This is a genomic window from Paenibacillus humicus NBRC 102415 (assembly GCF_004000905.1).
GTDB lineage: Bacteria > Bacillota > Bacilli > Paenibacillales > Paenibacillaceae > Paenibacillus_O > Paenibacillus_O humicus.
The window spans coordinates 1-24,803 of sequence record NZ_BIMD01000001.1 but is presented as its reverse complement, the minus strand read 5'-3'; the positions used below and the strand labels follow the sequence as shown (position 1 = coordinate 24,803).

Genomic DNA, 24,803 nt, shown 5'->3' with positions numbered 1-24,803 from the left:
AACTCTCCTGCGATGCTTGCCGCACATAACTTCCAGATTCGCTGGATCATGCTTGCCGAACACATAGCTGCCGGATGCTGGATCATGCTTGCGGCACACATAGATGCCGGATGCGCGGGATCATGCTGCCGCATACATAGCTGCCGGATGCACGGGATCATGCCCAACGCACATAGATGGAAAATGCATGGGAAAACCGCTCGCCGCATTCGGCCGCTCATGCAGCGGAGTCTTGCGATCACGGCAGCAGCGTTCCATTCCCGAACGGGCTTCCCCGACATCTTGATAACGCGATTTGAAGCCGACATGTTGCATTTCCAAACGGACAGTCTCTTCATTTCCCGCTTGCGGGACGGAGTCTATGGTCCGGGAGCTATCGTTCTATTTGCCCCTATGGAGCCTGATAAAACAACGTTTTGCCCGAAGTCATGCCAGGCATTCCCGGCGAAACGGCGATCCTTCGGCTGCAAGAGGTTCAGCGGTCTCGTTTTCCGCCTCGTCCAATCGGTTAATGAGCACATATCCAACCGAAATCAAGGAGGAACAACGATGAACAAAAAACTGCTCGCTACTGCCGTCGGCGCCGGAGTCACCTACTTGATGCGCAACAAGTCCGCCCGCGACAAATTGTTCAGCACCGTCAAATCATTGGCTTCCGGAGCTTCGGGCAGCCGTCCTGCAGCAACGGGGACGGAAAGGCCGCTGAACGAAACGGCCAAGTAATCCAGCTGGCAGCCGGTCCATCCATTGCGATGGCCGGCTGTCTTGCCGTTCGGGAGCCGGGACAGCCCATCCGCACCTCTTGTCGGATGCTTGGATCTGCTTTCCCCTCCTCATTTCCATTTTGATGCCGGCAAAAAGACCGGTCCCAGAAAGGAACCGGCCCGTCCATGGATGCGATCGATGCCGCGACCTGCCGACGCAGTCCTACAGGACGACGAACAGGAAGAAAACCGCCGCAAGCGCAAAGCGGTAATAAGCGAACCAGCTGAGCTTGAGCTTCTTGATCAGGTTGATGAACGTGGTCACCGCGATGAGGCCGACAATGAAGGAGACGACCAGGCCGACTGCGAACAGGCCGTAATCCTCCGGCACGAGCAGGTCGCGGCTCTTGATGAGATCGACGCCGGTAGCGCCGATCATCATCGGAACGGACAGGATGAAGGTGAAGTCGGCTGCCGCCTTTTGGCTCGTTCCCATGAAGATGCCTCCGGAAATCGTGGAGCCGGACCGGGAGAAGCCGGACCACAGCGCGAGAATTTGGAAGATGCCGATCCCGAACGCCTGCTTGTACGTGATGTCGTCGACCGTATCGGCGGAAGGCAGGCGGCCTTTCTGGTACCGCTCCGCGAAAATCATCAGGATGCCTCCCACGATCAAGGCGACCAGAACCGATTTGAAGTTGAACAGGTATTCCTTGATGAAGCCATGCAGCAGGACGCCCAGTATGCCTGCCGGAATCATGCCCAGAATGATGTGGATCAGATTAAGGCCGGATTTTTTGGAGAAATCGAATTTGAGGAACCCGACGAAACGCTTGAAATAAAGAACGAACACGGCGAGAACGGCTCCAAGCTGGACGACGACCTCAAACACCGTGGCCCGATCGCCGACGAAATCGAGCAGCTTGGCGGCCAGAATCATGTGGCCGGTAGACGATACGGGAATAAATTCGGTCAAGCCTTCAATAATGCCCAATATGATCGCTTTGATATAATCCAAGATATCCGCTCCCCTAACTTCCTATGTATGGACTCGGCAGGCAGCGCCAGGCTCGGCCTGCCGCCTCCGCCTTCAGTAGCCGGCCTCGACCGACGCAAGCACGACATAGATCAGATCGTTCACGTCCTGCTTGTCTTCCAGCACGATGCCGCTCGACGTGAGCATGCCTCCGGCCACGACCTCGATGGAAACCTCCCCGTAGGGAAGCTCCGCGCGAACGGCTTCCAGATCCAGCTTCTCTTCGTCGCAGGGCACGGCCAGCCGCACCCTCACCTTCATATTCTCCAGCTTGCCTTCCGGCAGCACGGTGCGGATGCCGGGCATGGAATTGCGGTGGATCGCATCCTGCACAGCCCTTACCGCAGCCTTGGTCACGTTCTGTCCATGCAGATCCGTCCCCATGCCGAGCTCGATGAACATTACTTGCCGCATGAATTCACTCCTCCCCATGTGGTTTCGGACCGCTGCCCTCGACGCTTACCAGGGAACGTCGTCATCCTCCGCAGAGGCGGCCGCCTGGGCCTGTCCGGCCGCGCCATCGCCTTCCGGAACGGCGGTCCCGCTCTCCTCCGCGCCGATCACTTTCATCACTTCCTCAAGCTCCGGCGGATGGATGAGCTCGACGGGCGAAATCCCGCGCTCGAACTGGAAGAAGTCTCCTTCCAGGACGGCCACGTAACGGCCGTTGTGACGGGCGAAATGCAGCGATTTGCCGAAGTCGGACAGCAGTCCCTTGACCTGGACTCCGCCAAGCTTGAAGCTGAGCGCCAGATCCTCCTTCTGCTCCACGAGAACGGCCGAAGCGGCGAACACCTGCTCCGGGGTCCATCTCTCCAGCAGCTCGCGCTTGTCCGATGCGGCCCAGATCTCGACCGCCTCCTCCTCTTCCTTGCGCAGATGGCCCTGATCATCCTGCCACTTGTCCTCCATGTACTGCTGCACCATTTCGAGCACCTGCTCGCCCATCACCTCGGGAAGGGGACGCTCATAGCTGACGAACTTCAGGAAATCCTCGAAGTATCTCGCATGCGAGGCCTGGTGAAGCTTGACCTCCCAGGAATCCATCATTCCCTCCTCCGGCATATGCGGATAGAGGATCGATTTCATGCTGCGCGCGCTGATGGCCATCTCCACGGTGGAGATGAGGCTTCTCTCGTCCGCGATGCGGGCTATTTTCGGCTCGAAATCGCATTTCAGGATGAACAGGAACGGCTGGTCGAACAGCTTGGACAGCGTGGCCTGCACCGCGATGAGCGCGCCGCCGCGGACTGCCGACGTATCCATATAGATGCGGACAAGCTCGTCGGCTATGCTGTGGAACCGCTCGGCATCCTCGGCGCTGCGCAGCCGCTGCAGCAGATTGTAGTCGGGATTGCTGTCCATCTCGTACCCCGGCTCGACGCGGAAGCGTCCGATCTTGGTCGGCACCGATTCCGAAGCGGGATTGCGCTCCGCCTTGCGCTTGACGATACGGGCGAATTCGCCGGTGAGGAAATCCTTGAGCGGACTGTCCTCGTAATCTTCTCCGTCCATCGTCTGGAAATGCTTGAACCGCTTGCCGCTGTCCGCGCTCTCCCCATCGGTCTGGATGACGAAGAAGCTCAAAAACTGCACATCAAATTCCATGGTCTCCGGGCAGCTCCTTCGCGCTGTATTGGTCTGTCCTATTAGGATAGCACAACCTTTCCCGGCGCGACATGACTTTCAGCAGCCGGGCCCGGTTGTAGCGCTGCACGAGAATGCAAGGAAGATTGGCCGCGACCGTATAGGCCGCCATGATCGCCACGCCGAGTCCATTGTTCCAGACGGCGAACAGCGGAAGCGGCAGGAACATCAGCCAATGCGCCAGCTCGCCGCGCCTCGTCTCGGCAGCGAAGCGCCGGAGGTAATCCGGATCGGCCGACAGCAGCCGCTTCTTGGCGAAGCCGCTCCGAATCCAGCCTCCCCCGTCGGGAAGCCTGTCCTTCCATTTGTGGATGCCGAGCTTCCTCTCATACCAGCGCCCATCCCGCTCGAACGGCAGCAGCCGCGTCATGCCGGCATCCTTGTCGTACCGCTGCCAGGGACGCCTCAGCGCGGAAGCCACCGAACCGGCATGCAGCAGGACCAGGACGCCTGCGTCCAGCAAGATCGTAGCCGTCGTTCCAGGCTCAAGCCACATCGATATCCCTGCCTTTCCACGATACGCGCCGCCTGACAAAGGAACGATAGAGGCCGTACGCGAATACGCCGCAGAAGTAAGCCAGGCCGAGCGGATAGAGCGCATATGTCCAGACGCTGAACGATCCCGCCAGACGGAACGCCCTGCGGCAGGTCCAAGCGGCCAAGGCGTACAGGAAAAGGCAGGCGGCCAGCTCAGCCGCTTGCGGCTGTCCGGAAACAGCCTTCGCGGCGGCCGACACCGCTCCGATCGCGGCGCCCGACAACCCGGATATCCATAGAATCGTCAGCGCCAGCATCCGCTTCTGCGCGGACGCCGCGCCTAGCGCGATGCTTTTGGCCCAGCCCGCCGCAATCGCCTTCAAGCCGCCCTCATACATGCGGAACGACAGCCTGCTCCCGCCCGCATAAGCCCGGCAAGGCATTCCTGCCGACCGGAAACGCGCCGCAAGGCGGTCATTCTCCAGCACCTCGCCGCGAATGGACGCGTGGCCTCCGGCCATCCTATACTCATCCCGGCTGCAGAACAGGCAAGGTCCGAACGAGCCTTCCCGGCCGCGCCGCGCTACCGGAGAGAAGCGTCCGGAGCCGGCCAGCACGGCCGCATTGAAAAAGGCGGAGAAATGCTCTGCGGCGCTCCCGATCCGGTGGTACGGCTGCACGGTCACGCAGCCGCCCTCACCGGCGGCTTCCGCAAGCAGCCGCAGCAGATCGGGCGCGGGCCGCACATCCGCATCCAGAAACAGCAGGCGGCTTCCCGCGGCGGCATCCGCTCCCTGGGCGCAAGCCCAGGCTTTGCCCTGCCAGCCGGCCGGCAGGCGGCCGGCTTCGACCAGAGCGACGCCGCGGGAGACGGCGCTCTGCCGTGTCCCGTCGGATGATCCGTCATCAACCACGATGATTTCCCTTGGAGCCGGTACCATCGACTGCAGCAGCGGAAGCAGCTCCTCCAGGTTGGCTTCCTCATCACGCGCAGGCACGATGACGCTGATCTCCATTCCGGTTGACGAGCCAGCGCTCGCAAAGGTTTTGCTCCCGAAACGGTCCAGGCTGTTCCTTCCTCCTCTCCCCCAGCCGATCAGCAGCAGGCCGCAACCGATGAGCAGCCCCTGCCAGATCCATCCCATCCACATGCCGATCTCCTCCTTGTTTTGGCGGCATTCTCGAAATCTTTGAAAGCTCCCCCCGTATCGAGAGAGAGAATACGGTCCACAATGGTTAAAAATGGTATATATGCCGGATGTTAACCAGTATCGACGGTTTCGGCATCCCTAATCCAAGGAGGAAAGAACAAATGAGCAAAGACATCGTCGTCATCGGAGGCGGCCTGGCCGGACTCTCGGCCGCGATCCGGCTGAGCGCCGACGGGCATAAGGTTACAGTGCTGGAAAAAAACGAGCGGGGGGGCGGCAAGCTGAATGTCCGTTCCGGAATGGGGTATTCCTTCGATACCGGACCGTCCATCCTGACGATGCCCTGGACGCTTGAGAAGCTGTTCGCCTCTGCCGGGCGCAATCTGCATGATTATATCGGCATCCAGAGAATCGAGCCGCAGTGGCGCGGAATATACGAGGACGGCAAGATGCTGGATCTCGTCGGCGATCTGCCCTCTATGCTGGACGGCATCGCAGAGCTGTCTCCGCAGGACCGTGAAAGCTTCCTGACGTTCCTCGATTACTCGAGAAAGCAGTACGATCTCAGCATGAAAAGCTTCTACAGCCGCTCCCTGAGCGGTCTGTCCGATCTCAGGCAGCAGCATTCCCTCAAGGAGCTGCTGGCGATGGATCCGATGAAATCGATGGCCCAGGTCACGGAGAGCTACATGAAGCATCCGCATCTGCGGCAAATCTTCCAATTTTTCGCGATGTATGTCGGTTCTTCCCCCTATGCGGCGCCTGCCGTCCTATCGCAGCTCGTCTACGTGCAGATGGGCCTCGGCATCTACTTCGTCACGGGCGGCATGTACGGCATCGCCCAGGCCGAGCTCAAGCTGCTGAACGAGCTTGGAGCCGAAGTGCGCACCGGAGCGGAAGTCGTCCGCATCCTCGATTCCAACGGACGGGCGGCCGGTGTGGAGCTGGCCGGCGGAGAAACGGTGGAGGCCGATCTCGTCGTCTGCAATCTGGAGGCGATTCCGGCGCACAGCTCCCTGCTGGCGCAGGCTCCCGGCAGCCGGCGCGCCGCCGAGAAGCTCGACAAATACGAGCCGTCCGTATCCGGCCATGTGCTGCTGCTCGGCGTGGACCGCAGCTACGAGGCATTCAAGCATCATAATTTCTTCTTCTCCCGGAATCCCGAGCGGGAATTCCGCGACATGTTCGTCGACAGGATGCCGACGGACGATCCGACCGTCTATGTCGGAATTTCGTCCAAGTCGGATTCCAGCCAGGCACCGGAAGGCTGCGAGAACTGGTTCGTGCTGACCCATGTGCCGCCGCTTGCCGAAGGAGAGAGCTGGGAGCGGCACCGCGAGCGCTATCGCGGCCTCGTGCTCGACAAGCTGGAGCGGATGGGCGCCGAAGGCCTCCGCGGGCATATCGTCTACGAGGAGCAGTTCATCCCCGATGACCTGCGCAGCCTGTACGGGGCCAACGGCGGCTCGATCTACGGCACGGTGACCGACCGCAAGCTGAATGGCGGATTCAAGATTCCGAGCCGCAGCACGGCGCTCGAAGGGCTGTATTTCGTCGGCGGCTCGACCCATCCCGGCGGCGGCGTGCCGATGGTCACTCTGAGCGGACAGCTGACCGCCGATCTCATCCGCGAGGATCTCGCCCGCTATCAGGCGATGTAGAGCTTCTCGCTTCAGGTTCAACCGGATGACAGCGAAGCCTTGAAAGAAGATGCGCGGCAGGCATGGAATCGCCTTGCAGACAAAAAGCCCGCTTGCCGGACCATCCGGTCCGCAAGCGGGCTTCTGCGCGGGCGAGCCCGATTCCGGCTCTGGCCGGATCAGCTCCGGCCGTTCAAAGCTTCCATTTGCGGCCGTACTTGATGTGGGGCCGGTTGTCGACTTCATCGATATACATCCAGCCGAGGTGGATGCCCAGCAGAAGCAGGAACAGGCCTCCCAAATAAAAGCCGAACGGGCCAAGCAAAATCAGAACATATGTGCATAGCAACACGGCTACACGCCCGAAGAGCGCTATCATCCATTCAACTCTCCCATCACTACAACAGGCAGCAATGAGGCATATTTTACCATACCTGCTATTGTTTCTCTATGCATGCTTCTTTTTAATCAGAAAATGGTCTTCCATTCCATGGAGCGCTCGATATGGGTCCTTGCTCCGATCTCGACCGTTTCCTGCATGCCGTAATCCCTCGCCCCCATCTTTTCATAAAAGAAGATCGCCGGGTTGCCTTCCAAAACCCATGCATGCAGAGTGAGGTAGCCCAAATCCTGCAGCCTTCCCCGCATCGTACGGAACAGCTCCGTTCCCCATCCCGCTCCCTGGTACGCCTCCAGCAAATAAAGCACGTACAGCTCCGCGCTGCCTTCCTCCGCCAGGTCCCGGCTTTTGCCGGCCTTGAGGAATCCGACGATCCTTCCATCCCCGTTCTCCAGCACGAGCGTGCAGGAGCCTGAATCCGGAACGGCCAGAGTCCTTTCCCACATCGCCTGTCTCGGTCCGGCCTCCATCGCCTGCAGATAGGCCGGATCGACGATGTCCTTGTACGTCGTCCGCCAGCTGCCGACCTGAACGGCGGCTATTCCTGCCCCATCGCCGGGCTTCGCGTCGCGGATGCCCATCAGCGCTTCGGATTCCATCTCCGCACCCCCGCAAGTTTTTTTCCCACTCTACCATAACGGGACGGTTAGGGAAAGTCTTCCAGCTCGGGGACGGAGGATGCTGGACTTCTTTCTTGGACGGCAGAATGAACAGAGCCGGCTCTTCCTGGCCGGCTTGAAGTCGAAAAAAAAAGCCGGCTGCGGCAGCCGGCTTCGGTTGACTGGCAGCAGCCTCCGCTGCTCCTTGGACAAGGGAATCAGTCCGCCTCCGAGCGGCGGATGAGCTCCGTCCTCTTCGATTCGGCTTCCTCGCGCTCCTTTTTCAAGGCGGCCTTGAGATCGTCGCGCACGCTCCTGTCCCACATGCCTACACCCGTCCGGTATGCGGCGCGGGCATTCAAATGGCCCGCCACCGGTCCGGTGAGGAAGACAAACACGATGCCGAGCAGCAGCTTGACGCTGAACTGCCCTTGCACGGCGGCGAAATACAGGAAAGCGCCGGTCAGGATGAACAGGACGCCGAGAGTGGCGCTCTTGGTAGCCGCATGCGACCGGAGATACACATCCGGCAGGCGGATGAGGCCGAACGCGCTGAACAGGCTGATGATGGAGCCGAACAGCACCATGAGCCCTGATGCCGCGGACCAGAGGTCATTCATCCTCCAACACCGCCCCTCTCTCGATGTATCTCGCAAAAGCCGTCGTGCCGATGAAGGTGACGATTCCGATGACCAGAATGATGTCGAAGTAGGCCGACGTTCCCTCCAGCATCCCGAGCACGGCGATCATCGACAGCAGCAGGATGCCGATCGTATCCAGTGCGGCGATCCGGTCCGATATCGACGGTCCCTTGAGCAGCCGGTACATGCAGCCGGCCGCTGCGAGGGACAGCAGCGCCAGCGAGATCTCAAGCATAGAGTTCATCATGTTCTCGTCACCTCCATGATCGCTTTTTCAAAGGTGCTGCGGATCTGCTCCTTCAGCTGCTCGGCGTCGCCGATGTCGATGGCGTGGATATACAGCACCCGGTTGTCATCCGATACGTCCAGCGTCAGCGTGCCCGGCGTCAGGCAGATGAGGCAGGCGAGCAGAGTCAGCTCCCAGCTCGACTTCAGCTCCGTATCGATGGCGACGATGCCCGGACGCATGTCCAGCCGCGGCTTCACGATCTGGTAGAGCACCTTGAAGCTGGAGGAGAACAGCTCGCGGATGAAGATGCCGAGCAGCCTGATGACGGCCAGCACCTTGCGAAGATAGAATTCCTTCTTGAGGAAACGGTTCAGGACGGCGATGAACAGCAGGCCGAGGCCGTAACCCGCCAGAAACCTCGGAAAGGTCAAGTCGTTGTACAGAAACATCCAGAGAAATGCAATGATGAGGTTGATCAGGAATTGGGATGCCATCAGACCGGCTCCTTCAATACGGCTTCAATATATTTCGATGGATCGGACAGCGTGCCGGCGGCGGCGCTGGCGGCCTGATAGATCCACTCCGAGCCGAACCCCATCAGCACGACGATTGCGCACAGCGCACCCGCCAGGACGACATGTCCGCGCATCGGGGCGGCGGCCGCGGCAGCCGGTTCTTCCTTCGGTTCTCCGAAAAACACATCCATGAACAAGCGGATCAGCGTGTACAGGACGATCAGGCTCGAGGCCAGCGAGATGGCTGTCAGCACGAAGCTGTCCCCCTGCAGGCCCCCTTTCACGAGCAGCAGCTTGCCGCCGAAGCCGCTGAGCGGCGGTATCCCGGCAATCGCGAGCGCGGCCGTGAAGAACATCCAGCCGATCCAGGGCTGGCTGCGGATGAGCCCGCCCAGCCTAGCCGCCTGGTCGGTTCCCCGTGCCTGGAGGATGAGGCCGGCCAGCAGGAAGAGCAGAGCCTTGGCAGCCATGTCGTGAAGCAGGTAGAATACGACGCCTTCAAGAGAAGAGCGGTTCGACACCGCAAGCCCGAAGGCGATGAAGCCGATGCTGATGACGATGTTGTAGTTGAGCACCGACAGCACCCTCCGGTAGGCCATGGCGCCGGCGGCGCCGAGCACCATCGTCGCTCCTGCCATCCAGCCGATCCAGGCATGGGTAATGGCCGGATCGTTCGGGAATATAAGCGTGAACGTGCGGACGAGCGCGTACAGCCCGACCTTGGTGAGCAGGGCGCCGAACAGCGCCGCGACAGCCATCGGCGGCGCGCTGTAGGAGCCGGGCAGCCAGAAGAACAGGAACAGGCCCGCCTTGAGCGAGAAGACGACGAGGAAAAAGACGGCGATGACATTCAGGATTCCCCCCTGCCCCGCAGCCGCGACCTTCACCGACAGGTCCGCCATGTTGAGCGTTCCCGCCACACCGTACAGATAAGCGACCGCCGCCACGAACAGCGTCGAGGAGATGATGTTGACGAGAACGTATTTGATCGTCTCCCGAAGCTGGATCTTCGTTCCGCCGAGCACGATGAGCGCATAGGAGGAGATGAGCATCACCTCGAAGCAGACAAACAGATTGAACAGATCCCCGGTCAGGAACGAGCCGTTGACTCCGGCAAGAAGCAGATGGAAGAACGGATAGAAGTAAAATCTCTCCCGCTCCTTCCCTACCGTGCCGAAGGCGTACAGCAGGCAGAACGAAGACACCAGCGTCGCCGCAGCCGCGAGCAGCGCGGCGAAGGGGTCGGCGACAAAGACGATGCCGTAGGGCGGCATCCAGCCTCCCATGTTCAGCGTCTGCGTGCCGCTGCGCAGCACCTGAGTCAGGAGCAGGCCGCATGCAAGCAGCGTCGCTCCCATGCCGGCGGCGGCGATGGCCCGCTGGAGCCGGATCTTCTCCTTGAAGAAGAAGAGGATGATGGCGGTGCATAAAGGAAACAGGAGCGGCAGGACGACGAGGTTATTCATGCTCCTGCCCCCTCAGCTGTTCCATATCGTCGGTCCCGAGCTTCTTGTACGTCTGATAGGCAAGGACGAAAAACAAGGATGTCACCCCGAAGCTGATGACGATCGAGGTGAGAATGAGCGCCTGCGGCAGCGGATCGGTGTACCGCTCCGCCCCTTCCCCGAGCAGAGGCGCGGAGCCCGCCTTGAGCCGGGACATCGTCAGCAGCAGCAGATGCACTCCATGCGTGAGCAGCGAAGTTCCGAGCACGATGCGCAGAAGGCTTTTGGACAAGATGAGATAGACGCCTACGGCGAACAGGATGCCGACGGCTAGAGACATGAACAGTTCCATTTACTTGTCCCTCCCGATGGCCAGGATGATGGTCATGGTGATGCCGACGACGGTCATATAGACGCCAAGATCGAAGATTACGGCCGTTGCCAGCTCGTTTTTGCCGAACACAGGCAGGTCCACATAACCGAACGTATGGCTCAGGAACGGGACGCCGAGCACGATCGAGCCGACACCGGTCAGGACGGCCACTCCGATGCCGGCCGCCGCCATCAGGCGGAAGTCGACCGGCATCGCCTCGCGCACCGTCTTGATTCCGAACGCCATGGACAGCAGCACAAGCGCGGACGACGTCATCAGCGCTCCGATGAAGCCTCCTCCAGGCTCGTGATGGCCTGCGAAGAGCAGATAGAGAGAGAAGGTCAGGATGATGAAGATGATGACCTTGGCCAGCGTCCGCAGGATGACGTCGTTGCTGCGGACGTCCTCGTAGACGAGGCGGAACTCCTTCTCCCTGGCGTCCGCCCCCTCCCGCGGCTCATCCTGGGGCAGGCGCAGGCGGATCAAGGCGTAGATCGCAAAAGCGGCCACGCCGAGGACGACGATCTCCAGCATCGTATCGAAGCCCCGGAAGTCGACCAGGATGACGTTGACGACGTTTTTGCCCCCGGCCAGCCGGTAGCTTTCCTTGAGGTAATAGTCCGAGATCGACTCGAAGGAGCGTCCGCTGAACGCCGCGAGGGCGATCAGCGTCATGACGGCCCCGACTCCCAGCGCGATGATGAAGTTGGGCAGCCGGAACCGCAGCGATTCCCGGTCCCTCTTCAAGGCCGGCAGATGGTAGAAGCAGAGCAGGAACAGCGTGACCGATACCGTTTCGACGATGATCTGCGTGAGGGCGAGATCCGGCGCTCGGAAGACGACAAAGAACAGGACGACCATGTAGCCGACCGCGCCGGTCAGGATGATCGCCATCAGCCTCGATCTGGCGAACGGCACGGCGGCGGCAGCGGCGATGAGAGCAGTCAGGATGACGGCTTCATAGACCGTTACCGGCGCCAGCCCCTTCAAGGAAATCGCGATTCCTCCCGTCGCGGCCGCTGTAGCGGCCAGAGCCAGGATGAGGAAGCCGAACAAGTACATCGTGTAATGGCGGAGCGAGCCGGTCATATAGAGCGACGTCAGCCGGCGCCCTGCCCGGTCCATGCCTCCGAGAACTCCCCCATACAATCCGTTCAGGGTGACAGGCGCCGGCAGCGGATCGCGGAGCAGCGCCGCTCTGCGCTGCAGGAAGAAGATTCCCGTGCCAAGCGCGAAGACGCCGGCGGTCATCCATACTTCGGTGGTGAGCCCATGCCAGAGCGTGAAATGCATTTCCGCTTCCGCCGCTGCGGGATGGATCGACGCAAGAGCCGGAGCGACGAGAGGAGACGCCGTCAAGCCCGGGGCGAGGCCCAGCAGCAGGGCGGCCGCCCCGAGCACGGCAGGAGGCAGCAGCAAGCCGGCAGGAGCTTCATGCGGCCGCCTCTCCAGTCGGCCGCTCTCCCGTCCGCCGAAGGTGCGGAGAATGAACCGCAGGCTGTAGGCGAATGTGAACACGCTGCCGAGCCAGGCGACGAGCGGCACGAGAACGACCGGAGTCCGCAGAGGCAAGCCGTGCCTCCAGGCGTCCAGCGCGGAGGCGAAGAACAGCTCCTTGCTGATATAACCGCCGAATGGCGGCACTCCCGCCATGGACAGCGCCCCCAGCAGCGATATCGTGAAGGTGACCGGCATCAGAGCCATCAGTCCCCCCAGCTTGCGGATATCCCTCGTTCCCGTCTCGTGGTCGACGATGCCGACCGCCATGAACAGCGTTCCTTTGAAGGCGGCATGGTTGACCAGATGCAGGATGGCGGCGGCAAGCGCCGCTGCGGAGAGCATGGATTCCAGCCCTCCTTCCGATCCGGAATGGACGGAGCCGAGCCCGATCAGGGCCATGATGAGACCGAGCTGGCTGATCGTCGAATAGGCGAGCAGCGCCTTGAGATCGGTCTGCTTGAACGCGCGGAACGAACCGTAAAAGAGCGTGATCAGGCCGGCTCCGATCAGCATGGAATACCAGACCGCCTGCCCGGCGAAGACCGGCGTCATGCGGGCAGCCAGGTACAAGCCTGCCTTGACCATCGTCGCGGAGTGCAGATAGGCGCTTACCGGAGTCGGAGCTTCCATGGCATCCGGCAGCCAGATATGGAAAGGGAACTGGGCCGACTTGGTGAACGCCCCGAGCAGAATGAGCAGCATGGCCGGGACGAACAAGGAATGTCCCGGAAGCTCGGGAGCGAGAGCGATGATTTTCCGGATGCTGAACGTGTCCGTCTGCAGGTACAGCAGCAGGAAGCCGGCCAGCATGGACAATCCGCCCAGCACGGTAATCAGCATGGATTTCATCGCCCCGTCGCGGGACTGCGGCCGTTGATGCCAGAAGGCGATGAGCAGGAACGACGATACGCTGGTCAATTCCCAGAACGCATACAGCGCGATGAGATGATCGGACAGCACGACGCCGAGCATGGCTCCCATGAACAGCAGCAGGCAGACATAAAAGCGGGTTACCGCTTCCTTGTTCCTGTCGAGATAAAACACCGAATACAAGGTGACGAGCACCCCGATGCCCCCGATGAGGAGCGCGAACAGCAGGCCGAGGCCGTCGACCGACAGATCGAAGCGGATATCCAGCGAAGGCATCCATGGCATGGAGGCCTCGATGGGCGTCCCCCCGCTTACTTTCGGGAGCAGCGAAGCAAAATAGACCAGCAGCAGAGCTGGCGCAGGCAGCGCAAGCCAGCCGGCATGGACGCGTCCGAACAGGCGGGACAGCAGCGGCAGCAAGGCGGCCAGCAGAAAAGGGAAAAAGACGACGATGAAGATCAACTGCTTACCTCCTCTTGCGGACTTCGTTCTCTACCAATGGTTCCCAATCGCAGGCCAAAGTAATTGCATTTCTTGTTACATACCCGAAAAAACGCAAAAAGAGCCCGCTGGTGGCAGGCTCCTCCGAAAAAAACTTGTATGCGATTGGGCACTCGATTTCTGTCAGTCTACCCTGGAACGAGCAGATTGTCAAATCACGCGGGTGTAAAAACGGAATTCCGAGCCGTATCCAAGCCGAAGAATAGCAGCCGCAGCCTATGCCCGTGTCAACCTTCCTTGATCAGCGTAATGGCTACCGGCATCGTCAGAGCCGATGCGGAAAGAATGGCGATGATGATCGCTCCCCGGAAGTTTTTTTGCCTCCATAGCGAAGGGATCAGCACTCCGACATAAAGGCTTGCCCATATCGACAACAGCGCAATGAACGCGATTTTCAGGTTTTGTGTCATTTCAGATTCATCTTGTCTCCTTCCACAGCAGGTCCAACCTGGTCTCCATGCCTGCGCATCTGGAAGCGGATATCCAGCCGATATTTGGTCTCCTTGATATGGTCTCTCCACTTGAATGCGTACCAATCCTGCAGCGTGGGAAATGTCGCCCTGACGTGATTGCCGATATGGAAGCAATCCGTGCTCCATTGATGCATCGTTTTGTCCAGTATTTTGGACGTCCGGTCCCTCAATTGCTCTTCGACGGAAGTCTCCAGCTTCTTCTGGTTTTGCGGAAGCGTATAATCGAGCTTCGAGAACGAACCGATCAGATCTCCCTCCATCCGCACCTTGAACGACACCTCGATTTCATCCTTGTTCCTCTTGATGTCCATGTCGGGCTTTTTCTGGGCGCTCATGATGATGCTGAGCGTGAGCTTCTCGTCGGACGGATCGCGGAATTCCAGCGTCGTCTTCTCGAACTCCCCGCGCAGCATGTTCATCATGATCGTTTCATAAGCCGTAAGAAAGCCGACCATTCTTTCCCCCCGGTATACCGCGCTTCCGAAAAAGTCGATCGGGGTTTCGCCCGACCTATGCAAGGTTCCGGCATACTGGTCGCCCTCTATGGGCTGCGAAGCCTTCTTGTCCGAATCTTCATCCGCAATGCGAGCCTTGCCCCTCTCGATATCGGGCCGAGCCGCGGACAGGATTGTCGTCGCTCCGGTGCCTGGCCGCTCCATATCGACGATGAAATCGTGGAATCGGGAGTGATGCGGAGTGACAGCCCCGATATTGTGGGGGTCCAGCTCCAGCTCGAACCAGAGATTGATGTCTTTTTCCATCGTAGGCTTGATGGAATGGATGAACGTATCCGCCCTCCCCTTCGTCGTGATGACGTTGACCGTTCTCCGGAATTCGTCGTTGCGCACAACCTCGCCCAATACCGGCATGACGCCTTTGCGGGCAAGGCTTTCTCCAAGAACGAACACTTTGGAATGGATCAGGGTCAGCCGCCTCGCGACATAGCTTTGGCTGGCCATCAGCGCCGCGGTCAGATTCGACGCCTCCTGGGAGAAGACGTCGACGATCTGCTCCTGGCTCCCGCCGGAGCTGTCTCCGCCTGCGGCGGCGTTGCTGGACTTCGGCATGGCAACTGCAAACGTATAGATGAAATTGCTGCTCGGGCCGGGGTCGACGCCGACGGCCATGATGAACGCCATGTTCTCGGGATCAAGCCGGTCCCAGCAGCCGGACAATAGAGGCAGTCCGACCATCGGCAGCGCCAGCATCGCTCTCAGAAAGCGCCTCATGTCTGCTGCCCCTTCAGCTTGCTCTTGATCATGCCGAGGAGCCAGGTCAGCATGGGGATCCCGATGCTCACGAGCGAGCCGTACGTCCGCAGATATTGGCCATCCCATAATACGGCCTCCATCTCGCTGCCGGGAAGAATGGAACAAGCGTACACGAGAAGAGCGAGCGGAAAGATAACCGGCTGGACCTTCGGCAGCTTCATCATCTGAGAGAGCGTGGCCGCCGAGCAGTATAAGCCGATGGCCAGCTTCACGACGGCGCAGATGAGCCAGGAAATGAGAAAGACGCTTTCCAGCCTCTGGATCCATCGGCCGAAAATGACGAGCCGGCTGAGCTCGAACATCGGCACATTCAGACGGATGGCCGTCGGATAAGGGAAAACGAATAAGTAAACGAACGTCGTAATGAAGATCGTGAAGGCCGATACCGACATGCACCACCAGGCAGCCTTCGGCCACTGGCTTGTCTTTCTCAAGCGGGGAAGGAGAAAGCCGAAAACGAGCATTTCCGAGAACAAGGAGCTCTTCACGAGGCCAAGCGACAGCACCTGCGAGCGTCCCGTGCCCCAGAACGGCAGCAAGGCGTCCGGCTCGAAATGGGTCATCAGGCCTCCCATGAGCACGATGACGACGCTCGCCACGATCAGGCCAGCAGCCGACCAGCAGAAGCGGCCGATGGCTTCCAGTCCGGCATAGGCCACGACCGCAATCGGAATCAGCATGGCGATCATGATGATGTTCATCGGCGTTCGCGGCAAAATGTCGGAGGCCAGCAGCTCCGAGAACTCGCGAAGCACGAGAAACGTAATCGTAAAGAAAAAGGTGAAATAGACGAGATTCCATATCGTCCCCAGCCAAGGTCCCCATATCTCCTCCGTCGCCTCGATCAAGGTCGAGCCTCCCGAAGCATGGCGGAGAACCCCCCGGATCGACCACCAGGTGAGCGGGCACAGCATGGCGGCGATGAGGGCGATGATCCATGCCGCCGTCCCTCCTATTTCCGCCAGCGACCTCTGAAAAGGAAGAAAAATCTTGGCGATAATGAAGATGATCCCGATCGATGCCGTTTCGCGCACGCCGATACGATGCGTATTCAAGAGGATTCTCCTCCTTTGGCAGGGCCGGATTCCATGCTGTCGTTGCCGTTCTGCTCATCCGGAATTTTATTCATGTCCTTCGGATGAACCGAGATTGGCCGCTTCACCTGCTTCTGCAAAGGAGCCCGGATCAGCGTATCCCGGGTCGGCCGCCGCGGCGCCAGAGGAGACAGGCTCGGCACTCCGAAGCGGTTGCCCGCCATCCAATACGTCCACAGCATGATAGACAGCAGAATGACGCCGACCAGACCGAGGAAAGAGGCGCAGGCCAAATAAACGAATCTCAGGATGCGCGTCGTGAACTGCATGTTGTAATTCGGAATCGTATAGGAGGCAAGCGCCGTGGCCGAGGTGACAATGACGATGATGGGGCTGACGATATTCGCCTGAACCGCGGCTTGCCCAAGAATCAGCGCCCCGACGATTCCGATCGTTGGGCCGATCACGCTCGGGATGCGGACCCCGGCTTCCCGGATCAGCTCGAACATCGATTCCAGCAGGAACGCCTCCGCCGAGACGGGAAGCGGCACGGATTCGCGCGTGCCGGCAATGGCGAGAACGAGCGTCGTCGGAATCATTTCATGGTGGTAATTGGCAATGGCTACATAGAGGGAAGGCAGGTAAAGGGACATGAAGAAGCCGACACTGCGCACGATTCTCAGAAAGGTGCTGTAATGCCAGCGCAAATAGCTGTCCTCGGCGGTCTGCAGGAACAACGGAAATTGGGCCGGCACGATCAGGGCGAACGGAGAATTGTCCACCAGTATGCCGACAAAGCCATCGGCCAGCTGCGCCGCCACCCGGTCAGGTCTCTCCGTGCTGAGAATGCCGGGGTAAATGGAATTGGGATGGTCCTCGATCAGCTGCTCCACCATCCCGCTGTCGCCGATATAGTCGATGCGGATAGACGCGATGCGCCGCCGCACTTCATTGACGAGCTCCTCGTTGGCGATCGACTTCAAGTAGGCGAAGGAAATCCGCGTTCGCGAAAGGCTTCCGATCACTCCCGATTCGACGATGAGATCCGGGGTGCTCAGACGGCGGCGGATCAACGATATATTCGTACGGATGTCCTCCGTGAAGCCTACCTGGGAGCCAAGCACGACATTTTCCGTTTTTGGAGCCTCCAGCGCCCGCTTCTCCATGCCCTCGACATCCAGGATGCCCGCCGAGTCGACGCCGTCGATGATGACGACCGCCGAGCCGATGACGATGGCGTTCGCGATGTCTCCCATGAAGCAGGAGGATTCCATTTGTCCGTTCGTAAAAACGGAAGAGGCCATGTCCGAAATTTCCAGCCGGCTCTCATCCGGAAGGTCGGCTTCCAGCAGCGGCGTTATGACCGTCCGGCTCAGATGCTGCCATTCGATCAGGCTGTCGAGGTAGACGACGATGACCGGTCTCGAATGCTTGCCCAAAGAGATGGAATGGAAGATGAGTCCGCTGTTCTGCGGATAGGAAAAATGCTTCTTCAGCCACGAAATGTTCTCCTCCAGCTTATCTTGAAGCCGCAAAGGATTGCCTTCCCCGTCCAGCAGCGGCGGGACATGGGGAAGCGCGTCGATAACAGGCGTATTCTCGGCTCGAGCAGCGCCGTCCGCCTCCCAGTTTCCTAGAGAGAAGGATTCCGGAGGCTCCGTCGACAGATCTGCGACGACATATTTTTTAAGCTTGGCCCATCCCTTCATTTCGCTTCAACCCCTGGTTAGCAAGCCTTCATGAACTTGCCTGCATTATTTGGCCGACTGGATAAAGATAACATCTGCTTGAGAGGTTCATTTTATTCCCATCTTCCGGATAACCCAGGGGCGGCTGGAAACGGCAAGACCTGAAGCGGCACTCCTATGGCAATTGCAGAGCAGCCTATTCAATGCAAGCATGACAAGTTGCAGAGCAGCCTATTCAATGCAAGCATGGCAATTGCAGAGCAGCCTACTCAATACAAGCCCATGGCAAAAAAAGGCGGGACAAAAGCTGTCCGCCGGACTGGATGCCGAGCTGAGAAGCCGCAAAGGAGAGGTGAGCTTCAATGATGTCCTCGTCAACTATGCCGGGATCGGCCGGAGCGTTGCCATGGAGGAATTCCGGCCTGAGGACGGATCCGGCATGCATCGCCGCCTTCCCTGAATCCCCCGACAGCCGCCGGATTGCCGGCCGGCCCATCGGCGCGAGCGGCGGCTTTTCTATGTACGAGCACGGCAAAAAGCCGACCCGGTTGCTTGGGTCGGCTTGGTAGCCTGCCGGCATCTTAGCTGCCGCGGCTCGCGTGAAAGGGACAGCCGCTCCTGATTCCTGCCGTCTCGGCGAAGACAGGCCGCTGCGCGGCTCCGGAAGATTCAGGCGGAGCCGGGCGGGGAGCAGCACAGGCTGCGCGTGCCCATGCCGGAGGCTGATAATTCAGGCTTGGGCTGAAATCGTATTCCTGCATGGCGCTGTCATGCCATACCGCAGTAGCCGCCGGGGATACCGGCGGGATGAGCCAGCTCCAGCGCGCGGACACGTCTCTGCCCTGTTCCCGCTCCTGCTGCTGGAAGCGCATGAATTGATCCGCCGCCGTATGATGGTCCACGATGCTGACTCCGGCCCGCTTGAAGGAATGAAGGACAGCCAGGTTCAGCTCCACCAGCGCCCGGTCCTTCCACAGCGTCGTGTTGCTGCTGCGGTCGAGGCCGAGGGCGTCGGCAACGTCGGGAAGCCTGTCGTACCGGCCGGCGTCCGCGAAATTGCGGGCGCCGATCTCCGTTTCCATATACCAGCCGTTGAACGGAGCGGCCGGATAATGGATGCCGCCGATCTCCAGGCTCATGTCGGATATGACCGGCACGGCGTACCATCTGAGGCCGAGACGATCCAGGGCGGGCGTGTCGGGATGCCGGATCTCGACTTCCTGAATCAGATGAGGCGGAATCTCAACCAGCTTCGGCTCCCTGGCTCCGATGCCGATGACGAGCGGCAGCACGTCGTAGTCGCCTCCGGTTCCTTTCCACCCGAGCCGCAGGCATATGGACGTAAACTCATCGGATGCCGGATCGCCGCGGCGCGGCGAAGAGCCGTCCGGCGAAGGATAACCCGCATATCGGATGAGCTGGTGGTTCCAGATGGATATTTCTTCCGAGCCTTCCGAGCGGCTGCGGAAGATCGTCATGAGCGGCCGGATCCTGCCCCCCGCTCCCGCCTTCTCCAGATGCCGGAACAGGCATTCGGCCACCTCGTCCTCAGTGGATGCATGGCGGGCGTCGATGACTTCAAGGGAATTCCAGAACAAACGGCCGATGCAGCGGCTGTTGTTGCGCCAGGCCGCCTTTCCCCCGTAGGCCAGCTCACCGGGCGTGTGGACATAAGCGCCCGTCCGGCGAATCTCGGCGTCGACCTCCCGGATCCGCTCTTCCGCCTCTTCCGGCGGCTTGTCCATTTCCCCGTAATACCGGCGCAGAAACGATTCCGCCTGCCGGCACAAGGCATCGATGCCCTCCATGCTGCTCATGCTGTCTATTCCCCGCTTTCGGCCAGTCTGGCCAGAATTCTCCGCTTCCGGTACAGCATCTCCGCCGCTTCGGTCACGTCCTTGAGCATCCCCCGGTTCGTATAGGCGCCGAAAAAGATGCCGGCTACCGGTATCGCCTGGAGCAGCTTCTTCCAGCCCCAGTTGTCCCGGTAGACGCTGATGACCTCCCTCCATCCCTGGATGCGGGAAATCGCGGCTTGGGCCGCTTCCTCTCCGGCCGATGCCTGCTGATTGATCTCTTCCAGAATAGCACGTTTTCCGACAATATCCGAGGATGCGAATTGCATGACCTTGACCGTGAAGATCCGCTCTTCCTTGAGCGTCGGATCAAAACCGTACGACAGGCCGATTTCCTGAATCGCCTTGAGCGAAAGGCCGAGCACGGCCGGAATATCCACGGCGAGCGTGAAGATGCCTCCGATGCCCGTCGTCGCGCCCTGCGCCGTCGCGAACAAAGTACGCTCGCCGGCAAGCTTTCGGGCAGCCTCGTCCATGACCGCCAGCGAATAGGGGCCCGACTCCGGTCCCCCGCGCTTCGCATTGGATGCGGCCAGCAGCTGCCCGACCTTGCGGCCCGCGACCAGATACTTTCCGCCGTTCTGTATATATCCGCCAAGCTCGTCCAGCGCAACGCCCAGCTTCTCATGAACGATCCTGGGAGTGATCTTGTCGAGCATCTTGAACGGCAGCCGCGACAGCCGATCCCAAATCATCAGATTTTTTTGATCCTTTTCCCATTTCTCGACTTCAGCCAAGGCCGATTTCAATTGCGCAGCCGTCTCCAGGCCGCCTCCCGCATGAATGGACATCAGAGCCAATCCTCCTTATGTGCAACGCTTGCCTGTTGCGGACGGATCACCGGCGGACATGCCGGAGCGTCCCGCTCTCCCACCTACGGGGAAGGCGCCATCCAGGTTGCGGTTATGCATTGTTTACCCGGAAACGGGGAGAGCAATCCCTGAGGCAAGACGGAGAGCCAAAAAGCCGGGCCTGTCGGCCTGCGGATGGCAAGCAGAAGGCGCGGCTGTTCGGGCAAGCGGGCTGAAGCCGGGCCTGGCAAGGGCCCGGCGGGGCAACGGAGGAGCCTTGGGCCGGCAGCCCGGTCCGCCTGCCCTGATACAGAGCTGTGGCTTGGCAAGGACCCGGCGGGGCGACGGAGGAGCCTTAGGCCAGCAGTCCGGTCAGCCTGCCCTGATACAGAACCCGCAGTCGGTGCAGAGCCCTCGTGCAGCCTACATACAGAAGCTTCGCGTCGGTCGGGCCGTACGCCGCTTCGCCCGCATCGGCGATGAGCACCGCATCGAACTCAAGCCCTTTGGACAGATAGACCGGCACGACCGTGAGGCCGCCGCCGTACGCCGGCTGGCGGGAATGGACGAGCGCCGCATCGAGGCCTGCCTCCGTGAGGATCCGGTGGATACCCGCGCATTCGGCCTCTGTCCTTCCGATGACGGCGATCGTCTGGAACCATTTCTCCTCTTGCCACTCCCGCACCGTGTCTGCGAGCCGCCCGGCCCAGTCCCCGCCGCCGCAGGCCAGCTCCTCGACCGGATCGCCGCTGCGGAACACCGGAACGGCAGGTTTTACTTCACCCGACATGCCGGCGAGCACGCGGTTGGCGAAGTCGATGATTTCCATCGTGGAGCGGTAGCTTCGGTCCAGCTCGTAATAACCGGTCTGCTCGGGAGCGAACAAATCCCGAAGCTGGCTCCAGCTATTGATTCCCGCGTAAGCGTGAATGCCTTGCTGCAAGTCGCCGAGCACCGTCATCGACGGCTGGCGCTGGCACAGCTTGAGCGCTTCGATCTGGAACGGAGAGTAGTCCTGCGCTTCGTCGATGACGATATGGTCGTAATGCGGCAGGCCGAGTCCGTGCAGGCGGATGTGAAGATAGACGAGCGGAGCGAGATCCTCCTGCTCCGCCTCTCCGGCTTTGATCCGCTGCGCGGTCGCCTTGGCCAGCGCCTTCGGCAGCGCGCCGGAGGCAGACTTGCCGTCCAGCAGCGCCCGGTATAGGGCAGGCGCGGTATAGGACGGTATTTTCTTGTTGAAGGAAGCCAGCTTCGCGAGCGCTTTGGAGCGGATCTTCTTGTCCGTCACGCCGCGGCTCTTGAGCTCGCCTTCCAGCCAGCGGCTGATCCGGCTTGCAAGCCGGTCGCGCCGGCGCATGATCGATTCCTCGCCGTAATCGGTATGGAACCATTCGCTCATCTGCTCAGGCTTCAGGCGGAAGCCGGGCAGCGGCTCGAAGGGTTCCGTCGGCACCATGCCCTCTTCCAGCTCGCCGAGCTTCGCCTCAAGCGCGTCCTTGAAGGCAAGGCTCCCCTTCAGCAAGCCGGAAGCCTCCTGCCATTCCTCGGCTGTGTGAGTGCGTTCGAACCAGTATTCCATCGTATCCGCAGGCGAGCGCAGCGACACCTCGTTCTGCAGCAGCTCGATCGCCCATTCGGAGAACGTCGTCTGGACGATATCGCCGACGCCGAGCTCGGGCAGCACGCCCGAAATGTAATCCAGGAACATCCGGTTGGGGGCGAAGATGATCATCCGTTCCGAGCGGATGCGCCCGGCGTATTGATAGAGCAGGAAGGCGAGGCGATGCAAAGCCACCGTCGTTTTTCCCGAACCGGCCACGCCCTGGATGAACAAGGCGAGATTTTTGTCCGCGCGGATGATCTTGTCCTGCTCCTGCTGGATCGTCGAGACGATGTCGCGGAGCTTGTTGTCCTTGCTCTCGCCGAGCCGGTAGAGCAGAAACTCATCCGTGACGGCATCGTCCTCCTGGCCGCGCACGAAGCTGTCGACCAGCCTCAGCAGCTCCTCCCGGCGCACCATCAGGTTGCGCTTGAGATGGACGGTGCCTTCGATTTCCCCGTCCGGGGAGACATAATTGACCGGGGCTTCCCCCCCGCTGAACGAATAGAACAGGCTCGCTACCGGAGCGCGCCAATCGATGACGAGCAGCTCGTCCGAGCCCGAACGGGCCACTCCGGCCTTGCCGATGTAGAGAGGGCTGGGATCCGCCTTGCCTTCCTCCTGGAAGTCGATCCTTCCGAAGTAGGCTTCCTTGCGCGCCAGCTCCAGCCTTCTCTCCCGTTCCTCTCTCTGCAGGTCGAGCATCTGCTCGGTGAAATCGTCGCCGGTATAGCGGGGGCCGATGCCCCGCAGCTGGACTTCGATGTCCTTAACGGCACTTGCGAGCCGTGTTTCTTCCTCTTGATAGGCACTTTGAGCACTCATGCCAGTTACCTCCTAAGGGTGGGTTTTTGGAAAAAGCGAAAGGTAACTATAGCACAGAAGACAATCTGGCAGCAATCGGAAATGTGGCGCCGCTTTCATTTTCTGCGAGACGAAATAAAAAAATCCGGGCCGCAAGCCCGGAACAAGTGCGGCTAGATCATTTTCAATACCGCATACACCCATATGGCATCAATGACGATGAGCAGGGGAATTCCGAACCGGAAGGAATTATGGAGCGTCTTATGCCTCCACTTCTTCATGCCCGCCCATGCGCCGGGCGCGCCTCCCAGCAGGCTGACGGCGAACAGCCTCTTCTCGGGGATGCGCCGCCGCCCCGCTCTAGCGGCCGCCTTGTCGATGCCGAACATGGCGAAAGCCAGGACGTTGGCCGCCAGCAGATAGATGGCCAGGAATGCCTTCGTCAAATGGATTCACTCCTTCCAGTATTCCTTTTGAAAGCTTCGGCAGCGAAGCCGCCTGTGCCGAATTGAATACAGACCGCGATCATGCCGCTATGAAGAGCAGATCAGGCCAACCGACAAGGAACGCAGCGTTCAGGTGCCTCTAGGCTTGGCGCGGCTGGTCGCCTGCGCCTGCAGCGGATCTTCGGGCCAGTAATGCTTCGGATAGCGCACCTTGAGCTCCTTGCGCACTTCGAAGTAGGCCGATGTCCAGAAGCTCTCCAGATCGCGGGTGACCTGCACGGGCCGCTGTGCCGGAGACAGAAGATGCAGGACGATCGGCAGCCGTCCGCCGCCGACCTTCGGAGACTGCTTCATGCCGAACAGCTCCTGGAGCCGGACCGCGAGGAAGGGAGCCTCAGGATCGCTGTAGTCGACCGGTATTCGGGAACCGCTCGGCACGGCGAGATGCGTCGGGGCATAATCGTCGAGCTGGCGGCGCCGCTCCCAGCCGAGCAGCGCGTCTAGAGCTGCCGTCAGCTCCAGCTTCTGCAGCCCGGCCGCGCTGCGGATGCCGACCGCATAAGGCGCGAGCCAATGCTCCAGGCTTGCGAGCAGCGCCTCGTCGGAGGCATCCGGCCAGTCCGGACGCATCGCATGCATCAGCCTCATGCGGGCTTGCAGCTGCCTGGAGGCGCGGTTCCACGGAAGGATGCGCAGGCCCAGCTTGCGGATTCCGTCCATCAGCGCGGCTGACACCATGGCGGGATCGGGCTGCTGAAGCTGCGCCTCGCGGACCGTGATCGCGCCGAGCTTCAGCTTCTTGCGGCTGCGGACGGCTTGCGCTCCATCGTCCCAGACGACCAGCTCCTCGGTTTGGAAAAGCTCCGGCAAATGCGTTTCCAGCTCCTCGAGCTCGACGGAAGCAGCCAGGTCGATCCGGCCCTCCGTGCCGGAGTCGTCCAGCTCGCAGACGACGAGATAGCCGCATTGCGAGAGCGGCTGCGGATTCGGCAGCGCCGCCCCCCGGCCGCCGGACATCAGAAAGCGGCCGTCCGGCCTCCGCTGCGCGATGCGGTCGGGATACGCCAGCGCGAGCAGCAGGCCGCCCGGCGCTTCCGCCGCAGCGAAGC

At 60.6% G+C, this 24,803-nt stretch carries 25 protein-coding genes; 3 read left to right on the top strand and 22 right to left on the bottom strand.

Annotated elements, in window-relative coordinates; translation table 11 throughout:
- Positions 1-549: 549 nt before the first annotated feature.
- Positions 550-723 carry a hypothetical protein gene (locus tag PHU01S_RS25520; RefSeq protein ID WP_164762916.1) on the top strand — a complete coding sequence of 58 codons (174 nt, stop codon included), beginning with the start codon at positions 550-552 and terminating at the stop codon, positions 721-723.
- A 204-nt stretch (positions 724-927) separates the two neighbouring features.
- On the opposite strand, the gene PHU01S_RS00115 is transcribed toward PHU01S_RS25520, so the two are convergent.
- From PHU01S_RS00115 to PHU01S_RS00095, 5 genes are all read right to left on the bottom strand, one after another.
- On the bottom strand, positions 928-1,725 hold the full coding sequence (locus PHU01S_RS00115; protein WP_127505405.1) for an undecaprenyl-diphosphate phosphatase: 798 nt from the start codon (positions 1,723-1,725) through the stop codon (positions 928-930).
- Between the two features lie 69 nt (positions 1,726-1,794).
- Positions 1,795-2,154: a Lin0512 family protein gene (locus PHU01S_RS00110; RefSeq protein WP_076355523.1), complete on the bottom strand. Its 360-nt coding sequence runs from the start codon at positions 2,152-2,154 to the stop codon at positions 1,795-1,797.
- 45 nt (positions 2,155-2,199) lie between these two features.
- The gene (locus tag PHU01S_RS00105) at positions 2,200-3,348 is read right to left on the bottom strand and encodes a DUF3900 domain-containing protein (RefSeq protein ID WP_127505403.1); all 1,149 of its coding nucleotides are present in this window, start codon (positions 3,346-3,348) and stop codon (positions 2,200-2,202) included.
- Entirely contained in the window at positions 3,338-3,883 is a 546-nt protein-coding gene (locus tag PHU01S_RS00100) for a glycosyl-4,4'-diaponeurosporenoate acyltransferase CrtO family protein (protein ID WP_076355521.1), read from the bottom strand. Before PHU01S_RS00100 ends, PHU01S_RS00105 begins: the two co-directional genes overlap by 11 nt.
- On the bottom strand, positions 3,873-5,015 hold the full coding sequence (locus PHU01S_RS00095; RefSeq protein ID WP_127505401.1) for a glycosyltransferase family 2 protein: 1,143 nt from the start codon (positions 5,013-5,015) through the stop codon (positions 3,873-3,875). Before PHU01S_RS00095 ends, PHU01S_RS00100 begins: the two co-directional genes overlap by 11 nt.
- 161 nt (positions 5,016-5,176) lie before the next feature.
- On the opposite strand from PHU01S_RS00095, the gene PHU01S_RS00090 reads away from it, so the two are divergent.
- Positions 5,177-6,676: a phytoene desaturase family protein gene (locus PHU01S_RS00090; RefSeq protein ID WP_127505399.1), complete on the top strand. Its 1,500-nt coding sequence runs from the start codon at positions 5,177-5,179 to the stop codon at positions 6,674-6,676.
- A gap of 172 nt (positions 6,677-6,848) precedes the next feature.
- On the opposite strand, the gene PHU01S_RS25515 is transcribed toward PHU01S_RS00090, so the two are convergent.
- The 12 genes from PHU01S_RS25515 to PHU01S_RS00035 all read right to left on the bottom strand — a co-directional run bounded on the left by PHU01S_RS25515 (position 6,849) and on the right by PHU01S_RS00035 (position 18,215).
- Positions 6,849-7,034, bottom strand: a complete 186-nt coding sequence (locus PHU01S_RS25515; RefSeq protein WP_164762915.1) for a hypothetical protein — start codon at positions 7,032-7,034, stop codon at positions 6,849-6,851.
- 89 nt (positions 7,035-7,123) lie between these two features.
- Positions 7,124-7,654 carry a GNAT family N-acetyltransferase gene (locus PHU01S_RS00085; protein ID WP_083687945.1) on the bottom strand — a complete coding sequence of 177 codons (531 nt, stop codon included), beginning with the start codon at positions 7,652-7,654 and terminating at the stop codon, positions 7,124-7,126.
- Positions 7,655-7,872: 218 nt separating this feature from the next.
- Entirely contained in the window at positions 7,873-8,274 is a 402-nt protein-coding gene (gene mnhG, locus PHU01S_RS00080) for a monovalent cation/H(+) antiporter subunit G (protein WP_076355513.1), read from the bottom strand.
- Complete coding sequence (locus tag PHU01S_RS00075; protein WP_127505397.1) at positions 8,267-8,542, bottom strand: Na(+)/H(+) antiporter subunit F1; 276 nt, start codon at positions 8,540-8,542, stop codon at positions 8,267-8,269. The genes mnhG and PHU01S_RS00075 overlap by 8 nt, the downstream gene beginning before the upstream one ends.
- Positions 8,539-9,018 carry a Na+/H+ antiporter subunit E gene (locus tag PHU01S_RS00070; RefSeq protein ID WP_076355509.1) on the bottom strand — a complete coding sequence of 160 codons (480 nt, stop codon included), beginning with the start codon at positions 9,016-9,018 and terminating at the stop codon, positions 8,539-8,541. Before PHU01S_RS00070 ends, PHU01S_RS00075 begins: the two co-directional genes overlap by 4 nt.
- Positions 9,018-10,505, bottom strand: coding sequence for a Na+/H+ antiporter subunit D (locus tag PHU01S_RS00065; RefSeq protein WP_127505395.1), 1,488 nt, complete (start codon positions 10,503-10,505; stop codon positions 9,018-9,020). The genes PHU01S_RS00070 and PHU01S_RS00065 overlap by 1 nt, the downstream gene beginning before the upstream one ends.
- On the bottom strand, positions 10,498-10,836 hold the full coding sequence (locus tag PHU01S_RS00060) for a Na(+)/H(+) antiporter subunit C (RefSeq protein WP_076355505.1): 339 nt from the start codon (positions 10,834-10,836) through the stop codon (positions 10,498-10,500). Before PHU01S_RS00060 ends, PHU01S_RS00065 begins: the two co-directional genes overlap by 8 nt.
- Positions 10,837-13,689, bottom strand: a complete 2,853-nt coding sequence (locus PHU01S_RS00055) for a Na+/H+ antiporter subunit A (RefSeq protein ID WP_246029100.1) — start codon at positions 13,687-13,689, stop codon at positions 10,837-10,839.
- 266 nt (positions 13,690-13,955) lie between these two features.
- A complete protein-coding gene (locus tag PHU01S_RS00050) occupies positions 13,956-14,138 on the bottom strand; it encodes a hypothetical protein (protein WP_021881273.1) in 183 nt (60 codons plus the stop codon).
- Positions 14,135-15,430 carry a Ger(x)C family spore germination protein gene (locus tag PHU01S_RS00045; RefSeq protein WP_164762914.1) on the bottom strand — a complete coding sequence of 432 codons (1,296 nt, stop codon included), beginning with the start codon at positions 15,428-15,430 and terminating at the stop codon, positions 14,135-14,137. The genes PHU01S_RS00050 and PHU01S_RS00045 overlap by 4 nt, the downstream gene beginning before the upstream one ends.
- A complete protein-coding gene (locus tag PHU01S_RS00040) occupies positions 15,427-16,527 on the bottom strand; it encodes a GerAB/ArcD/ProY family transporter (protein WP_164762913.1) in 1,101 nt (366 codons plus the stop codon). The genes PHU01S_RS00045 and PHU01S_RS00040 overlap by 4 nt, the downstream gene beginning before the upstream one ends.
- Positions 16,524-18,215 carry a spore germination protein gene (locus PHU01S_RS00035; protein ID WP_049867505.1) on the bottom strand — a complete coding sequence of 564 codons (1,692 nt, stop codon included), beginning with the start codon at positions 18,213-18,215 and terminating at the stop codon, positions 16,524-16,526. The genes PHU01S_RS00040 and PHU01S_RS00035 overlap by 4 nt, the downstream gene beginning before the upstream one ends.
- 217 nt (positions 18,216-18,432) lie before the next feature.
- Here PHU01S_RS00035 and PHU01S_RS00030 point away from each other — a divergent pair, with 217 nt between their 5' ends.
- On the top strand, positions 18,433-18,654 hold the full coding sequence (locus PHU01S_RS00030; protein WP_127505389.1) for a hypothetical protein: 222 nt from the start codon (positions 18,433-18,435) through the stop codon (positions 18,652-18,654).
- A gap of 121 nt (positions 18,655-18,775) precedes the next feature.
- Here the strand turns inward: PHU01S_RS00030 and PHU01S_RS00025 are convergent, their stop codons facing one another.
- From PHU01S_RS00025 to PHU01S_RS00005, 5 genes are all read right to left on the bottom strand, one after another.
- Positions 18,776-20,002 carry a nitric oxide synthase oxygenase gene (locus tag PHU01S_RS00025; protein ID WP_084781687.1) on the bottom strand — a complete coding sequence of 409 codons (1,227 nt, stop codon included), beginning with the start codon at positions 20,000-20,002 and terminating at the stop codon, positions 18,776-18,778.
- A 14-nt stretch (positions 20,003-20,016) separates the two neighbouring features.
- Positions 20,017-20,841, bottom strand: a complete 825-nt coding sequence (locus tag PHU01S_RS00020; protein WP_048748387.1) for an EcsC family protein — start codon at positions 20,839-20,841, stop codon at positions 20,017-20,019.
- 355 nt (positions 20,842-21,196) lie between these two features.
- A complete protein-coding gene (locus PHU01S_RS00015; protein ID WP_127505386.1) occupies positions 21,197-23,269 on the bottom strand; it encodes a HelD family protein in 2,073 nt (690 codons plus the stop codon).
- Between the two features lie 152 nt (positions 23,270-23,421).
- Entirely contained in the window at positions 23,422-23,694 is a 273-nt protein-coding gene (locus PHU01S_RS00010; RefSeq protein WP_232313192.1) for a DUF1294 domain-containing protein, read from the bottom strand.
- A gap of 129 nt (positions 23,695-23,823) precedes the next feature.
- Positions 23,824-24,803: ATP-dependent helicase C-terminal domain-containing protein (locus tag PHU01S_RS00005; RefSeq protein ID WP_281279704.1), on the bottom strand; the 980-nt coding region annotated here is incomplete at its 5' end.

Bases quoted from the DNA above. Each gene is read 5' to 3' on its own strand.
- PHU01S_RS25520 (WP_164762916.1), top strand. From the start codon at position 550: ATGAACAAAAAACTGCTCGCTACTGCCGTCGGCGCCGGAGTCACCTAC.
- PHU01S_RS00110 (WP_076355523.1), bottom strand. From the start codon at position 2,154: ATGCGGCAAGTAATGTTCATCGAGCTCGGCATGGGGACGGATCTGCAT.
- PHU01S_RS00105 (WP_127505403.1), bottom strand. From the start codon at position 3,348: ATGGAATTTGATGTGCAGTTTTTGAGCTTCTTCGTCATCCAGACCGAT.
- PHU01S_RS00100 (WP_076355521.1), bottom strand. From the start codon at position 3,883: ATGTGGCTTGAGCCTGGAACGACGGCTACGATCTTGCTGGACGCAGGC.
- PHU01S_RS00095 (WP_127505401.1), bottom strand. From the start codon at position 5,015: ATGTGGATGGGATGGATCTGGCAGGGGCTGCTCATCGGTTGCGGCCTG.
- PHU01S_RS00090 (WP_127505399.1), top strand. From the start codon at position 5,177: ATGAGCAAAGACATCGTCGTCATCGGAGGCGGCCTGGCCGGACTCTCG.
- PHU01S_RS25515 (WP_164762915.1), bottom strand. From the start codon at position 7,034: ATGATAGCGCTCTTCGGGCGTGTAGCCGTGTTGCTATGCACATATGTT.
- PHU01S_RS00085 (WP_083687945.1), bottom strand. From the start codon at position 7,654: ATGGAATCCGAAGCGCTGATGGGCATCCGCGACGCGAAGCCCGGCGAT.
- mnhG (WP_076355513.1), bottom strand. From the start codon at position 8,274: ATGAATGACCTCTGGTCCGCGGCATCAGGGCTCATGGTGCTGTTCGGC.
- PHU01S_RS00075 (WP_127505397.1), bottom strand. From the start codon at position 8,542: ATGATGAACTCTATGCTTGAGATCTCGCTGGCGCTGCTGTCCCTCGCA.
- PHU01S_RS00070 (WP_076355509.1), bottom strand. From the start codon at position 9,018: ATGGCATCCCAATTCCTGATCAACCTCATCATTGCATTTCTCTGGATG.
- PHU01S_RS00065 (WP_127505395.1), bottom strand. From the start codon at position 10,505: ATGAATAACCTCGTCGTCCTGCCGCTCCTGTTTCCTTTATGCACCGCC.
- PHU01S_RS00060 (WP_076355505.1), bottom strand. From the start codon at position 10,836: ATGGAACTGTTCATGTCTCTAGCCGTCGGCATCCTGTTCGCCGTAGGC.
- PHU01S_RS00050 (WP_021881273.1), bottom strand. From the start codon at position 14,138: ATGACACAAAACCTGAAAATCGCGTTCATTGCGCTGTTGTCGATATGG.
- PHU01S_RS00045 (WP_164762914.1), bottom strand. From the start codon at position 15,430: ATGAGGCGCTTTCTGAGAGCGATGCTGGCGCTGCCGATGGTCGGACTG.
- PHU01S_RS00035 (WP_049867505.1), bottom strand. From the start codon at position 18,215: ATGAAGGGATGGGCCAAGCTTAAAAAATATGTCGTCGCAGATCTGTCG.
- PHU01S_RS00030 (WP_127505389.1), top strand. From the start codon at position 18,433: ATGCAAGCATGGCAATTGCAGAGCAGCCTACTCAATACAAGCCCATGG.
- PHU01S_RS00025 (WP_084781687.1), bottom strand. From the start codon at position 20,002: ATGGAGGGCATCGATGCCTTGTGCCGGCAGGCGGAATCGTTTCTGCGC.
- PHU01S_RS00020 (WP_048748387.1), bottom strand. From the start codon at position 20,841: ATGTCCATTCATGCGGGAGGCGGCCTGGAGACGGCTGCGCAATTGAAA.
- PHU01S_RS00015 (WP_127505386.1), bottom strand. From the start codon at position 23,269: ATGAGTGCTCAAAGTGCCTATCAAGAGGAAGAAACACGGCTCGCAAGT.